Genomic DNA, 13,478 nt, shown 5'->3' with positions numbered 1-13,478 from the left:
GCGGCCGCTACAACGACAAGAGGTTTCCCCAGATGGCACTTACCCGCGAACAGATGGCGCAGCGCGTGGCGCGCGAATTGAAGGACGGCTACTACGTCAACCTCGGCATCGGCATCCCGACCCTGGTGGCCAACTACGTGCCGGAAGGCATCGACGTCATGCTCCAGTCGGAGAACGGCCTGCTCGGCATGGGCGCGTTCCCCAGCGAGGCGGAAGTCGACGCCGACATGATCAACGCCGGCAAGCAGACCGTGACCGCCCGCGTCGGCGCGTCGATCTTCGACTCGGCGCAGTCCTTCGCCATGATCCGTGGCGGCCACGTCGACCTCACCGTGCTCGGTGCCTTCGAGGTGGACGTGCGCGGCAACATCGCCTCCTGGATGATCCCCGGCAAGCTGGTCAAGGGCATGGGCGGCGCCATGGACCTGGTGGCCGGCGCCGAGAACATCATCGTCACCATGACCCACGCCTCCAAGGACGGCGAGTCCAAGCTGCTGCCGTACTGCACCCTGCCGCTGACCGGTTGCGGCTGCATTCGCAAGGTGCTCACCGACCTGGCCTACCTGGAGATCGAGGACGGCGCCTTCATCCTCCGCGAGCGCGCCCCCGGGGTCAGCGTCGAGGAGATCGTGGCGAAGACCGCCGGCAAGCTGATCGTCCCCGAGCACGTGCCGGAAATGAGTTTCTGAATCGCGGCCCGCGCGGCCGGCGCCTCCACGCAAGGCGCCGGCCGCGCGGACCGTCCTTTCCAGAGGGCGTAGGATAGGAGCCTGTCGCACCGCCTACGTCCACCCGCAGCGATTCGGCCCGGCCACGGGCGAATCCAGGAGAACCATCCATGCAAGACGTCGTCATCGTCGCCGCTACCCGTACCGCCGTCGGCAGCTTCCAGGGCTCGCTGGCCGGCATTCCCGCCCCCGAGCTGGGCGCCGCGGTGATCCGCCGCCTGCTCGAACAGACCGGTCTCGATGCCGGCCAGGTCGACGAAGTGATCCTCGGCCAGGTGCTCACCGCCGGGTCCGGGCAGAACCCGGCGCGCCAGGCGGCGATCAAGGCCGGCCTGCCGGTCGGCGTGCCGGCCATGACCCTGAACAAGGTCTGCGGCTCCGGCCTCAAGGCCCTGCATCTGGGCGCCCAGGCGATCCGCTGCGGCGACGCCGAGGTGATCGTCGCCGGCGGCCAGGAGAACATGAGCCTGGCGCCCTACGTCATGCCCGGCGCCCGCACCGGCCTGCGCATGGGCCATGCGAAGCTGGTCGACAGCATGATCGAGGACGGCCTGTGGGACGCCTTCAACGACTACCACATGGGCATCACCGCCGAGAACCTGGCGGAGAAGTACGGCCTGACCCGCGAGGAGCAGGACGCCTTCGCCGCCGCTTCGCAGCAGAAGGCCATCGCCGCCATCGAGGGCGGGCGCTTCCGCGACGAGATCACGCCGATCCAGGTCCCGCAGCGCAAGGGCGAGCCGCTGAGCTTCGATACCGACGAGCAGCCGCGCGCCGGCACCACCGTCGAGGCCCTGGCCAAGCTCAAGCCGGCCTTCAGGAAGGACGGCAGCGTCACCGCCGGCAACGCCTCCAGCCTCAACGACGGCGCCGCCGCGGTATTGCTGATGAGCGCGGCCAAGGCCAAGGCCCTGGGCCTGCCGGTGCTGGCGCGGATCGCCAGCTACGCCAGCGCCGGGGTCGACCCGGCGATCATGGGCATCGGCCCGGTCTCCGCCACCCGTCGCGCGCTCGACAAGGCCGGCTGGAGCCTGGAGCAACTGGACCTGATCGAGGCCAACGAGGCCTTCGCCGCGCAGTCCCTGGCGGTGGGCCGGGAACTGGGCTGGGATGCCGCCAGGGTCAACGTCAACGGCGGCGCCATCGCCCTTGGCCACCCGATCGGCGCGTCCGGCTGCCGGGTGCTGGTGACCCTGCTGCACGAGATGATCCGTCGCGACGCGAAGAAGGGCCTCGCCACCCTGTGCATCGGCGGCGGGCAGGGCGTCGCCCTGACCCTGGCCCGCGACTGATCCATCGACCTGCCGCTCGCGGCGTGATCGCGCCATGTCCTTTCGCGGGGGCATGGCGCGCTCGTGTCCAGGGAACGAGCGGCGGACGGCCTTGACCGTCCGACCGGCCCCGTACCGTTCCGCCCCTCGGGACGACCGGGTGCCCAGGGAGCCGTAGCACACACAGGCGGCCCCGTAGTCGCCGAATAACAATAAAACCGAGAGAATCCGCGATGACCGCTATCCTTCCCATCCAAGAAAGCCGCTCCGCGCGCTTTGCCATGCGTTGCTCGAACTGGGCCGAGCGCTGGTTTCCCGACTCCTGGGTGTTCGCCGCCCTGGCCATCCTCATCGTCAGCCTGGCCGCGCTGGCCATGGGCGCCGGACCGACCGCCACGGCGAAAGCCTTCGGCGACGGTTTCTGGAGCCTGATCCCGTTCACCATGCAGATGGCCTTCGTGGTCATCGGCGGCTATGTGGTGGCCAGTTCAGGCCCCGCCTCGCGTCTCATCGACCTGCTCGCGCGGGTGCCGAAGAATGGCCGCTCGGCGGTCTGCTGGGTGGCGCTGGTGTCGATGCTCGCCTCGCTGCTCAACTGGGGCCTCAGCCTGGTCTTCGGCGGCCTGCTGGTACGCGCCCTGGCGCGCCGCAGCGACCTGCGCATGGACTATCGCGCCGCCGGCGCCGCGGCCTACCTCGGGCTGGGCGCGGTGTGGGCGCTGGGCCTGTCGTCGTCGGCCGCGCAGTTGCAGGCCAACCCGGCCAGCCTGCCACCGTCGATCCTGGCGATCACCGGGGTGATCCCGTTCACCGAGACCATCTTCCTCTGGCAGTCCGGGGTCATGCTGCTGGCGCTGATCCTGGTCTCGCTGGTGATCGCCTACATGACCGCGCCGAGCGCCGCCAGCGCCCGCGACGCCAAGGATTGCGGGGTCGACGTGAGCTTCACCGCTCCGGCCAGGCTGGCGCCGACCCGGCCCGGCGAGTGGCTGGAGCACAGCCCGTTGCTGATCATCCTGCTGGTACTGCTGGCCGGCGGCTGGCTGGTCCACGAGTTCTCGACCAAGCCGGCGATCCTGGCGATCTCCGGGTTGAACACCTATAACCTGCTGTTCCTGATGCTCGGCGCGTTGCTGCACTGGCGCCCGCGCAGCTTCCTCGACGCGGTGGCGCGCGCGGTGCCGACCACCACCGGGGTGCTGATCCAGTTCCCGCTGTACGGCTCGATCGCGGCGATCATGACCACGGTCAACGGCAGCGACGGCGAGACCCTGGCCCACCATATCTCGACCTTCTTCGTACAGATCGCCTCCCACGACACCTACGCGCTGCTGATGGGCGTGTACTCGGCGGTGCTGGGCTTCTTCATTCCCTCCGGCGGCGGCAAGTGGATCATCGAGGCGCCGTACGTGATGCAGGTGGCCAACGAGCTGCAATACCACCTCGGCTGGGCGGTGCAGATCTACAACGCCGCCGAGGCGCTGCCGAACCTGATCAACCCGTTCTACATGCTGCCGTTACTCGGCGTGCTGGGGCTGAAGGCGCGCGACCTGATCGGCTTCTCGTTCGTCCAGTTGCTGGTGCACATCCCGCTGGTGCTGGTGCTGCTCTGGGCCCTGGGCAGCACCCTGGCGTACATCCCGCCGGTGATGCCGTAGCGCGTCGGCGGACCGACCTGGCCCCGATAACTTCCTCTCCCTGAAGGGCGAAGGTTGGGGAGAGGGTAGCCGCGCCGGGAAACGAGGTAACGGCGGATAACGCCTGTGGCGTTATCCGCCCTACGCAATGGGGCGGGCGAACTCCGGATGGTTCCCTCTCCCTTCAGGGAGAGGGTCTGGGGAGAGGCTGGCCGCCCCGGCTACTGCGCCACCCAGCCGCCATCCATGTTCCAGGCCGCGCCGCGCACCTGGTCGGCGGCTTCGCTGCAAAGGAACAGCGTCAGTCCGCCGAGTTGCTCGGGGGTGACGAAGGCCAGCGAGGGTTGCTTTTCCGCCAGCAGGTCATGTTCCGCCTGTTCGGGCGAGACGCCCTCGGCGATGCGCGCGTCGATCTGCTTCTGCACCAGCGGGGTCAGCACCCAGCCGGGGCAGATGGCGTTGCAGGTCACCGGCGTGCGCGCCGTTTCCAGCGCCACACTCTTGGTCAGGCCGAGCACGCCATGCTTGGCGGCGACGTAGGCGCTCTTCCCGGCCGAGGCGACCAGGCCGTGGGTCGAGGCGATGTTGACGATCCGCCCCCAGCCGCGCGCGAGCATGCCCGGCAGGGCCAGGCGGGTGGTATGGAACACTGAGGACAGGTTGATCGCGATGATCGCGTCCCAGCGTTCCGTGGGGAATTCCTGCACCGGCGCCACGTACTGGATGCCGGCGTTGTTGACGAGGATGTCGACGCCGCCGAAGGTCCGCTCGGCGAAGGCCATCAGTTCGGCGATCTGCTCCGGGCTGGAGAGGTCGGCCGGGTGGTGCTCTGCGCGCACGCCGCGGGCGCGGACCTGCGCCAGTGCCGCGTCGACCTCGCCGAAGCCGTTGAGGAGCAGGTCGGCGCCGGCCTCGGCCAGGCTCAGGGCGATGCCCAGGCCGATGCCGCTGGTGGAACCGGTGACCAGGGCGGTCTTGCCTTTCAGGGTCATGCTGTTTCTCCCGCTGGATGAAAAAAGGGCGGATCAGACCAGGCCGGTGGCGTAGAACAGCCCGATGACGAAGAACACCGCCAGGGTCTTGATCAGGGTAATACCGAAAATGTCCTTGTACGCCTCCCGATGGGTCAGGCCGGTGACCGCCAGGAGGGTGATCACCGCGCCGTTGTGCGGCAGGGTATCCATCCCTCCGCTGGCCATGGCGGCGACCCGGTGGAGGACTTCCAGGGGGATCTGCGCGGCGTTGGCGGCGGCGATGAAGGTATCGGACATCGCCGCCAGGGCGATGCTCATGCCGCCCGACGCGGAACCGGTGATGCCGGCCAGCAGGGTGACGGTGATCGCTTCGTTGACCAGCGGATTGGGAATGCTCTTGAGCGCGTCGGCCAGCACCAGGAAACCCGGCAGCGAGGCGATCACCGCGCCGAAGCCGTATTCCGAGGCGGTGTTCATCGCCGCCAGCAGCGAGCCGGCCACCGCGCTGCGGGTGCCTTCGGCGAGGCGGCTGCGGATCGCCGCGAAACCGCTCGCCAGCACCAGCAGGATGCCCAGCAGCAGGGCCGCCTGCACTGCCCAGATCGCGGTGAGCTTGCCGACCTCGGTCTGCAACGGCGTGGCCATGCCGGCCAGTTGCAGGGTATGGACCTGGCCGTACCATTGCGGGATCCAGTGGGTGAACAGCAGGTTGGCGACCCCGACCAGCACCAGCGGCGAGAGCGCCAGCCAGGGATTCGGCAGGCGCAGGTCATCGGCGGTCTCCGGCTCGTTGCGCAGGTCGCTGCCGTAGCCTTCGCCGTTGCGCCGCGCCTTGTTCGCCTGGCGTCGCAGGTAGAGCATGCCCACGGCGAAGACGAACAGCGCGCCGAGGGTGCCGAGCCAGGGCGCGGCCCAGGCGTGGGTGCCGAAGAAGGTCGAGGGGATGATGTTCTGGATCTGCGGGGTGCCGGGCAGCGCGTCCATGGTGAAGGAAAACGCGCCGAGGGCGATGGTCGCCGGAATCAATCGCTTGGGGATGTCGCTCTGGCGGAACATCTCCGCGGCGAACGGGTAGACCGCGAACACCACCACGAACAGCGAGACGCCGCCGTAGGTGAGCAGCGCGCAGACCAGTACGATCGCCAGCATCGCCTGGCGGGTGCCGAGCAGGCGGATCGCCGCCGCGACGATGGAGCGGGAGAAGCCGGCCAGCTCGATCAGCTTGCCGAACACCGCGCCAAGCAGGAAAACCGGGAAGTAGAGCTTGATGAAACCGACCATCTTCTCCATGAACACCCCGGTGAAGGTCGGCGCGACCGCGCTGGGATCGGTGAGCAGGACGGCGCCGAGGGCGGCGAGGGGGGCGAACAGGATGACGCTGTAGCCGCGGTAGGCGGCCAGCATCAGCAGGCCCAGGGCGGCAAGGGCGATGATCACGCTCATCGGGCATATCTCCACGGCGCTGCGGGGCGCGCTCCGCATGGGGAAGGGCGCTCCGGGCCTGTTTCTTGTTGTCGAACGGTGCGGGCACCGGCGTGACGGCCTGGAACGGGGCAGGGCCGTCGGAAAGGCACATTGCGATAACCGTGCCAGGCCCCAGAATCGCGGTTTTCGCGGGCTGCGGCGAGACGAAGGGGAGCGTGGGGAATAGCGTTGTCTCAAAATGGAGACGTAATCGAGCGAAAGTTCCGTGGCTATGCAGATCTCAGTTCGTCTCTATTTAGAGATGGGTCCCGTTATCGAGACGCATGCCCAGCGCCATGATCTTCTTGTACAGGGTCGAGCGACCCAGGCCCAGGCGTTTCGCCGCTTCCACCACATTGCCGGCACTCTGCGCCAGGGCCCGTCCGATCAGGTCGCGCTCGAAGGCTTCGCGGGCCTGTTGGAAATCCCCGACCGGCCTGTCGTCCGCCGCTCGAGGCAGCTCCGGCAGCGGTTGCAGGGGGCCCAGCGCCGCGCCGAGGGCGGCGGCGTCCAGCAACGGTTGGTCGGCCAGCAGCAGCGCGCGTTCCAGCACGTTGCGCAGTTCGCGGACGTTGCCCGGCCAGGCATGCCGGGCGAGCAGCGCCAGGGCGTCGCCGCCGAGTTCGTGGAGACGGCCGTGGTCGAGGCTGTCGAGGATCGACTCGCAGAGCGCCGGGAGGTCGTCCAGGCGCTGGCGCAACGGCGGGATCTCGATCGGCAGGACGTTCAGTCGGTAGTAGAGGTCAGCGCGGAAACGGCCTTCGCGCATCGCCTGCTGCAGGTCGATGGAAGTGGCGGCGACCAGGCGGATGTCGCTGCGGATCACTTCGTTGGAACCCACCGCTTCGAACTCTTTCTCCTGTAGCACGCGCAACAGCTTGCCTTGCAAGGCCAGCGGCATGTCGCCGATCTCGTCGAGGAACAACGTGCCGCCCTGGGCCACCTGCAACTTGCCTGGCCGGCCCTTGCGCTCGGCACCGGTGAAGGCCCCCGGGGCGGTACCGAAGAATTCGGCCTCCAGCAGGCTTTCCGGGATCGCCGCGGCGTTCACGCTGACGAAGGCCTTGTGCGCCCGCGGCGAAGCGCTGTGGATGGCGTGGGCGAGCAGTTCCTTGCCGGTGCCGGTCTCGCCGAGCAACAGCACCGGCGCTTCGCTGGCCGCGCCACGACGGGCGCGGCGCTTGACTTCCAGGCTGGCCGGACTGGTACCGACGAAGTGGCTGAAGCTGTACTTGGCCTGGCGCGCCTGCAATTGCGAGCGGGTCGAGGCCAGTTCGCGCTGCATGCTCAGGTAGCGGGTCACCAGCGGCGACAGCGAACGCAGTTCGTCGAGCAGGGCGAAGCCGATGGCGCCGATCACTTCGCCGGCGTCGTCGTGGATCGGCAGGCGCATCACCACCAGCGGGTCCTTCGCGCTATCCATCATGTCCAGCAGGATCGGCTTGCCGCTGCCTACCACCTCGCGCAGCAGGCTACCGGGGATCACGCTTTCGCAGGGCCGGCCGATAGCCTGCGCCGGGTCGGCGAGGCCGAAACGCTGGGCGTAGCGCTGGTTGATCCAGACGATGCGGGCCTCGCGGTCGACGATCACCGTGCCTTCGCTGGAGCCTTCGACGATCTCGAACAGCGAACGGATCGCCTGCTGGCGTACGCGTTGGTAATCCTGGAGGCTGTCGGCGTCGTTCATCGGCGGCTCCTGCGGCGGACGGCGAAACGGGCCGCCACTGTAGCCGGGAAGCCGCTCGCGGTGAAGGCTCAGGATTCCTCGACGGCCAGCGCGGCGGCGCTTTCCCGCTGCGCCTGGGCGGCGGGCGAGCGGACCTGGAGGATCAGTAGCGCGGCGAGCCCGGCGGGAATCGCCGCAAGCATGAAGATGTTCTCCACGGATATGTGCATGCCCAGCAGCAGGCTGCCGAACAGTGGGCCGAGGATCGAACCGAAGCGGCCCACGCCCAGCGCCCAGCCGGTGCCGGTGGCGCGTACCTGGGCCGGGTAGAAGTTGCTGGCGAAGGCGTTCAGGGTCAACTGCCCGCCGATGATGCAGAAGCCGGCGGCGAAGACGAACGCCAGCAGCCAGCGCGGCTGGTCGTGGTTGAGGCCGAGGAGCAGGGTGAACAGCGCGGCGCCGGCGAGAATCGCCGCCAGCAGGCGGACCTTGCTGCGCAGGCGGTCGGCGAGCCAGGCCAGGAGCATCGCGCCGAGGGTGCCGGCGAAGAGGAACATCGAGGTCGCCAGGTTCGCCGCATTGCGTGTCAGGCCGCTTTCCTGGAGCAGCGAGGGCAGCCAGCTGACCATGAAGTAGAGCAGGATCAGGCTGACGAAGAAGGTCGCCCAGAGCAGCAGGGTCGGCCGCGCGTAACCGTGGCGGAACAGCTCCAGCACGGTCAGGCTCGCCGCCGGCTCGGCGTCGGCTTGTGCCGGCGGCGGCTGCCAGCCCGGCGCCATGCGCTCGCTGAGCTGGCGTAGGCGGGCATAGGGCGGTGCGTCGCGGAGCAGGCGCGGCAGCGACTCCGGCAGGAACAGGAGGAGGAAGGGGAACAGCAGCAACGGGGTGACGCCGCCGGCGAGGAACACCGCCTGCCAGCCGAAGCCGTCCATGAAGGCGGCGGCGACGAAACCGCCGGCGGCGCCGCCGAAGGAGAAACCGCAGGCCGCCAGGGTGACCATCAGGGTACGCAGGCGCGGTGGCGAATACTCGGCCATCAGCGCCATGGCGCTGGGCATCGCCCCGCCCATTCCGATGCCGCAGACGAAGCGCGCCAGCATCAGGCTTTCCAGGGAACCGGCGAAGACCATCAGGACGGTCAGGCTGGCGTAGATCAGCACGCAGCAGAGCAGCACCCGGCGGATGCCGAAGCGGTCCGCCAGCGGCGTCACCAGCAGCGAACCGACGGTCAGGCCGAACAGGTTGGCGCTGAACACCGGGCCGAACGCGGCCTTGTCCAGGCCCCATTCCTGGGCCAGGGTCGGCACCACGTAGCCGAGCACCTGGGCATCGTAGCCATCGGTGACCAGCAACAGGGCGAGGAGCAGCAGCAACAGCCACTGGTAGCGGGACACGGGGCGCGCGTCGAGCGCCGCGCGAAAGCTGGCGATCTGGTTGTGCATCGCAAGGTACCTGAGGTTCTTATTGGTGATGGGGCGTCCGGCGGACGCCCCCCTTTATCTTCAGGAGCGGGACTCTGCGGTCCCTCAGGCGGCCGGGGTGTCCGGCTGGTTGGCCGGATGGGCCTGGCGGAACGCCGGATGGGCGGCGGCCAGGTCGGCGACCCGGCGGATCCGTGGCCAGGCGTCCAGCGCCACGCCGAAGCGCTCGGCGGCGTAGAGCTGCGGGACCAGGTAGACGTCGGCCAGGCCTGGCCGGTCGCCGAAGCACCAACCCTGGTCGCCGATCAGTTGCTCGACGGCGGCGAGACCCTGGCCGACCCAGTGGCCGATCCACTGCCGGACCTGCTCTTCGTCGTGTCCCCACTGGCGCAGCAGGTTGAGCACGCTGGCGTTGTGCAACGGGTGGATGTCGCAGCCGACCAGCGCCGCGACTCCGCGCTCGTGGGCGCGGCGCAGCGGATCGCTGGAGAGCAGGGCGGGGTGCGGGTAGCGCTCCTCGAGGTACTCGATGATCGCCGGCGACTGGATCAGCAGCTCGCCCTCGTCGACCTGCAGGGCCGGTACGCGGCCCTGCGGGTTGAGCGCCAGGTAGGCGGGTTGGCGGTGTTCGCCGCCGTCGCGGACCAGGTTGACCGGCAGCGACTGGTAGTCCAGCCCCTTCAGCGCCAGGGCGATGCGCACCCGGTAGGAGGAGGTGGAACGGTAGTAGGTATAGAGCTTCATCCGCGCGCCCCCGGATGGGCCGCGAGCACTTTGCCGCGACATTCGCCGAAACCGATCGAGACGTGTCCCTCGCGCTTGCAGCGGGCGCGGAGGATGACCTCGTCGCCGTCCTCGAGGAAGCGCCGGGTCTCGCCGGAGGCCAGTTGCACCGGCTGCTTGCCGCCAGCGGTGATCTCCAGCAGCGAGCCGAACTGGCCGGGCTCGGCGCCGGACAGGGTGCCGGAGCCGAACAGGTCGCCGGGCTGCAACTGGCAGCCATTGACGCTGTGGTGGGCGACCATCTGCGCCACCGTCCAGTACATGCTCAGGCTGTTGCTCAGGGTCAGGCGCTGCGGCGGCAGGCCTTTCTCGCGCAGGCCCTCGGTGAGCAGCAGGACCTCCAGCTCGATGTCGAAGGCGCCGTGGGCCTGGTCGTTGTCGTCGTAAAGATACGGCAGCGGCCGCGGGTCGCCTTCGGGGCGCGCTGGCTGGGCGCGGCGGAACGGCTCCAGGGCTTCGGCGGTGACCACCCAGGGCGAAACGCTGGTGATGAAGCTCTTCGACAGGAACGGGCCGAGCGGCTGGTATTCCCAGGCCTGGATGTCGCGCGCCGACCAGTCGTTGAGCAGACAGAAGCCGGCGATGTGCTCGGCGGCGCGGGAAACCGGGATGGCTTCGCCGAGGGCGTTGCCCTGGCCGATCCAGATGCCTAGCTCCAGTTCGTAGTCCAGACGCGCACAGGGACCGAACACCGGCTCGCTGGCGCCGGCCGGCAGGGTCTGGCCGTTGGGCCGGCGCACTTCGCTGCCGGAGACGCGCACGGTCGAGGCGCGGCCGTGGTAGCCGATGGGCACGTGCTTGTAGTTGGGCAGCAGCGGGTTGTCCGGGCGGAACAGCTTGCCGACGTTCTCGGCATGGCGGATGCCGACGTAGAAGTCGGTGTAGTCGCCGATCCTGGCCGGTAGGTGCATTTGGCACTCGGCGGCCGGATGGAGCAGTTCCGGGCGCTCCGCGGCGCCTTCGCCGAGCAGCTCCAGCAGGCGCTGGCGCAGCGCCACGCGGGCCGGCTTGCCGAGGGCGAAGAAGGCGTTCAGCGCGCCGCCGCGGGTGGCTTCGGCGGCTTCGCCGGCGGCACCCTCGAACAGCCCGGCGGCCAGCGCCGCGTCCAGGTCTAGGATCGAGTCGCCGATGGCCACGCCGCAACGCGGGCTCAGGCCGGCACGGCTGAAGATGCCCAGCGGCAGGTTTTGCAGGGGAAAGTCGGCATGCCCATTGGCGGAGGCGACCCAGCTACGAGTGGGGGTTGGCTGGTTCATGGGGTTATCTCCGTTGCGGGTTGAAGGTGGATACGAGCGACGCCCAGCAGGCATCGTAGTCATTCTGCAGGGCCGGCGTCTCGAGGGCGGCACGGCTCGGCCGGAGGACCTGGCTGGTCTCGAACATGAAGGCCATGGTCTGGTCGATCCTGTGCGGCTTGAGGTCGGCGGCGATGGCCTTGTCGCAGCTTTCCGCGTCCGGGCCGTGGGCGCTCATGCAACTGTGCAGCGAGGCGCCGCCGGGCACGAAGCCGCCGGCCTTGGCGTCATAGGCGCCCTGGATCAGGCCCATGAATTCGTTCATCAGGTTGCGGTGGAACCATGGCGGACGGAAGGTGTTCTCGGCCACCATCCAGCGCGGCGGGAAGATCACGAAGTCGATGTTGGCCAGGCCGGGGACGCTGGTGGGGGAGGTCAGCACGGTGAAGATCGACGGGTCCGGGTGGTCGAAGCTGACCGTGCCGATGGTGTTGAAGCGGCGCAGGTCGTACTTGTAGGGCACGTTGTTGCCGTGCCAGGCGACCACGTCCAGCGGCGAGTGGTCAAGCTCGCAGGCCCACAGCTCGCCGAGGTATTTCTGCACCAGTTGCAGCGGCTGGCGGCTGTCCTCGTAGCGCGCCACCGGGGTCAGGAAGTCGCGCGGATTGGCCAGGCCATTGCTGCCGATCGGGCCGAGGTCGGGCAGGCGCAGCGGCGCGCCGTGGTTCTCGGCGATATAGCCGCGTGCCTCGCCGTCGAGCAGCTCGACGCGGAACTTCATCCCGCGCGGGATCACCGCGATCTCCAGCGGTTCGACTTGCAGCGCGCCGAGTTCGGTGCACAGGCGCAGACGGCCCAATTGCGGGACCAGCAGCAGTTCGCCATCGGCGTCGTAGAAGCAACGCTCCATCGAGCGGTTGGCCAGGTACTGGTAGATGCTCACGCCGGCGGGCTTGTCGCCGGGCGCGTTGGCGGCCATGCGCAGCAGGCCGTCGAGGAAGTCGGTGGGCTGCTCGGGCAGTGCCAGCGGGTCCCAGCGCAGGCGGTTGGGAGTCGGCGCATCCAGTTCGGCACCGGCGATCTGTCGTTCCAGGCGGCGGAACGGCGGATGCTTGGCCGACGGCGTGATGCGGTACAGCCAGGTGCGCCGGGCCTCGCTGCGAGCCATGGTGAAGGCGGTGCCGGAGAGCAGTTCGGCGTACAGGCCGTAGGGCGCTTTCTGCGGGGAGTTCTGGCCGACCGGCAGGGCGCCGGGGAGCGCTTCGCTGCTGAATTCGTTGCCGAAGCCCGATTGATAGGCGAGGGCAGTGGAGTCGAGGTTCATCTGAGGCCTCCGGGGAGTGGGGGCAGCTTGCCGCCGATCCGCCGGGGACCTGGCACGCTGGCTGCGTTATTTTTATCGTAATTCAATTACGCATAACGTAATTTGAGTGGAAGGCAGCGTCAAGCTATAACGTCGGCCCCGCCCGCAGGAACCCGCGTCCATGGAAAAGAACAGCAGTCCCGCCGAAACCTCCGGCAAGCAGAAGGTCCGCTCCGCCGAAGTCGGTACCGATATCCTCAAGGCCCTCGCCGAACTCTCCCCGGCGACCTCGCTGTCGCGCCTGGCGGAGCATGTGGGGATGCCGGCGAGCAAGGTCCATCGCTACCTGCAGGCATTGATCGCCAGCGGCTTCGCGGTCCAGGACGCCTCCACCAATCATTACTCGCTGGGGCGCGAGGCCCTGCGCGTGGGCCTGGCGGCGCTGGACAGCATGGACGTGCTGAAGAGCGCCGCCGCGCCGCTGGCCGAGCTGCGCGACGTGCTCAACGAGACCTGCTTCCTCGCCGTCTGGGGCAACCGTGGCGCCACCGTGGTACAGGTGGAACAGGCGGTGCGCGCGGTGACGGTGGTCACCCAGGTCGGCTCGGTGCTGCCGCTGCTCGGTTCGTCCACCGGCCTGGTGTTCGCCGCGTTCCTGCCGGAACGCGAGGTGGCCGAGCTGCGCGAGGAAGAGTTGGCCGGGCGCGCCGACCATCCGCTGGCCGACCCGGCGGCCTACGCGGTGCTCCTGGAGGGCATCCGCGCGCGCGGCCTGCATGCGATCCATGGGCTGCTGATGCCTGGGGTGGAGGCGCTCTCGGCACCGGTGTTCGACGCCCGCGGGCGGGTGGCGGCGGTGCTCACGGTGGTCGGCCCGGCGAGCATCTTCCAGGCCGAGGAGCAGGGGCCGGCGGCGGAACGGCTGCTTGCGACGACTCGGGCTATCAGTTGGCGGATGGGGTATGACGGCACCCAGGGTGGATGATGCAGTCTCCG

The 13,478-nt window shown here is 68.9% G+C and carries 11 protein-coding genes; 4 read left to right on the top strand and 7 right to left on the bottom strand.

The annotated features are described in order from the left end of the window. Nucleotides 1–32: 32 nt before the first annotated feature. The 3 genes from LJF27_RS24455 to LJF27_RS24445 all read left to right on the top strand — a co-directional run bounded on the left by LJF27_RS24455 (nucleotide 33) and on the right by LJF27_RS24445 (nucleotide 3,657). On the top strand, nucleotides 33–689 hold the full coding sequence (locus LJF27_RS24455) for a CoA transferase subunit B (RefSeq protein WP_003088567.1): 657 nt from the start codon (nucleotides 33–35) through the stop codon (nucleotides 687–689). A 149-nt stretch (nucleotides 690–838) separates the two neighbouring features. Further along, nucleotides 839–2,020, top strand: a complete 1,182-nt coding sequence (locus LJF27_RS24450) for an acetyl-CoA C-acetyltransferase (protein ID WP_003121716.1) — start codon at nucleotides 839–841, stop codon at nucleotides 2,018–2,020. 212 nt (nucleotides 2,021–2,232) lie between these two features. Then, entirely contained in the window at nucleotides 2,233–3,657 is a 1,425-nt protein-coding gene (locus tag LJF27_RS24445; protein WP_003088572.1) for a short-chain fatty acid transporter, read from the top strand. 200 nt (nucleotides 3,658–3,857) lie between these two features. Here the strand turns inward: LJF27_RS24445 and bdhA are convergent, their stop codons facing one another. The 7 genes from bdhA to hmgA form a co-directional block, all read right to left on the bottom strand. Continuing rightward, entirely contained in the window at nucleotides 3,858–4,628 is a 771-nt protein-coding gene (bdhA, locus tag LJF27_RS24440; RefSeq protein ID WP_023116593.1) for a 3-hydroxybutyrate dehydrogenase, read from the bottom strand. Nucleotides 4,629–4,661: 33 nt separating this feature from the next. After that, nucleotides 4,662–6,053 (bottom strand): GntP family permease, encoded by a 1,392-nt coding sequence (locus tag LJF27_RS24435; RefSeq protein WP_003124730.1) that lies wholly within the window; start codon nucleotides 6,051–6,053, stop codon nucleotides 4,662–4,664. Nucleotides 6,054–6,330: 277 nt separating this feature from the next. Next, nucleotides 6,331–7,761, bottom strand: coding sequence for a sigma-54-dependent transcriptional regulator HbcR (hbcR, locus tag LJF27_RS24430; protein ID WP_003124729.1), 1,431 nt, complete (start codon nucleotides 7,759–7,761; stop codon nucleotides 6,331–6,333). A 68-nt stretch (nucleotides 7,762–7,829) separates the two neighbouring features. Beyond that, on the bottom strand, nucleotides 7,830–9,182 hold the full coding sequence (locus LJF27_RS24425) for an MFS transporter (RefSeq protein ID WP_003088580.1): 1,353 nt from the start codon (nucleotides 9,180–9,182) through the stop codon (nucleotides 7,830–7,832). Between the two features lie 84 nt (nucleotides 9,183–9,266). After that, nucleotides 9,267–9,905, bottom strand: coding sequence for a maleylacetoacetate isomerase (gene maiA / locus LJF27_RS24420; protein ID WP_003128823.1), 639 nt, complete (start codon nucleotides 9,903–9,905; stop codon nucleotides 9,267–9,269). Further along, nucleotides 9,902–11,200: a fumarylacetoacetase gene (fahA, locus tag LJF27_RS24415; RefSeq protein ID WP_003120210.1), complete on the bottom strand. Its 1,299-nt coding sequence runs from the start codon at nucleotides 11,198–11,200 to the stop codon at nucleotides 9,902–9,904. The genes maiA and fahA overlap by 4 nt, the downstream gene beginning before the upstream one ends. 4 nt (nucleotides 11,201–11,204) lie before the next feature. Then, nucleotides 11,205–12,503, bottom strand: a complete 1,299-nt coding sequence (gene hmgA, locus LJF27_RS24410; RefSeq protein WP_003100397.1) for a homogentisate 1,2-dioxygenase — start codon at nucleotides 12,501–12,503, stop codon at nucleotides 11,205–11,207. A gap of 160 nt (nucleotides 12,504–12,663) precedes the next feature. Between hmgA and LJF27_RS24405 the strand changes: the two genes are divergently transcribed. After that, nucleotides 12,664–13,467, top strand: a complete 804-nt coding sequence (locus tag LJF27_RS24405; RefSeq protein ID WP_003111362.1) for an IclR family transcriptional regulator — start codon at nucleotides 12,664–12,666, stop codon at nucleotides 13,465–13,467. Nucleotides 13,468–13,478: the final 11 nt, after the last annotated feature.

The organism is Pseudomonas sp. 203-8, from assembly GCF_020708595.1.
GTDB lineage: Bacteria > Pseudomonadota > Gammaproteobacteria > Pseudomonadales > Pseudomonadaceae > Pseudomonas > Pseudomonas aeruginosa.
Note: the sequence above shows the minus strand (reverse complement) of the source record. Positions and strands in the feature narration are given on the sequence as shown.

Bases quoted from the DNA above. Each gene is read 5' to 3' on its own strand.
- LJF27_RS24435 (WP_003124730.1), bottom strand. From the start codon at position 6,053: ATGAGCGTGATCATCGCCCTTGCCGCCCTGGGCCTGCTGATGCTGGCC.
- LJF27_RS24425 (WP_003088580.1), bottom strand. From the start codon at position 9,182: ATGCACAACCAGATCGCCAGCTTTCGCGCGGCGCTCGACGCGCGCCCC.
- LJF27_RS24405 (WP_003111362.1), top strand. From the start codon at position 12,664: ATGGAAAAGAACAGCAGTCCCGCCGAAACCTCCGGCAAGCAGAAGGTC.
- LJF27_RS24445 (WP_003088572.1), top strand. From the start codon at position 2,233: ATGACCGCTATCCTTCCCATCCAAGAAAGCCGCTCCGCGCGCTTTGCC.
- maiA (WP_003128823.1), bottom strand. From the start codon at position 9,905: ATGAAGCTCTATACCTACTACCGTTCCACCTCCTCCTACCGGGTGCGC.
- hbcR (WP_003124729.1), bottom strand. From the start codon at position 7,761: ATGAACGACGCCGACAGCCTCCAGGATTACCAACGCGTACGCCAGCAG.
- hmgA (WP_003100397.1), bottom strand. From the start codon at position 12,503: ATGAACCTCGACTCCACTGCCCTCGCCTATCAATCGGGCTTCGGCAAC.
- bdhA (WP_023116593.1), bottom strand. From the start codon at position 4,628: ATGACCCTGAAAGGCAAGACCGCCCTGGTCACCGGTTCCACCAGCGGC.
- LJF27_RS24450 (WP_003121716.1), top strand. From the start codon at position 839: ATGCAAGACGTCGTCATCGTCGCCGCTACCCGTACCGCCGTCGGCAGC.
- fahA (WP_003120210.1), bottom strand. From the start codon at position 11,200: ATGAACCAGCCAACCCCCACTCGTAGCTGGGTCGCCTCCGCCAATGGG.
- LJF27_RS24455 (WP_003088567.1), top strand. From the start codon at position 33: ATGGCACTTACCCGCGAACAGATGGCGCAGCGCGTGGCGCGCGAATTG.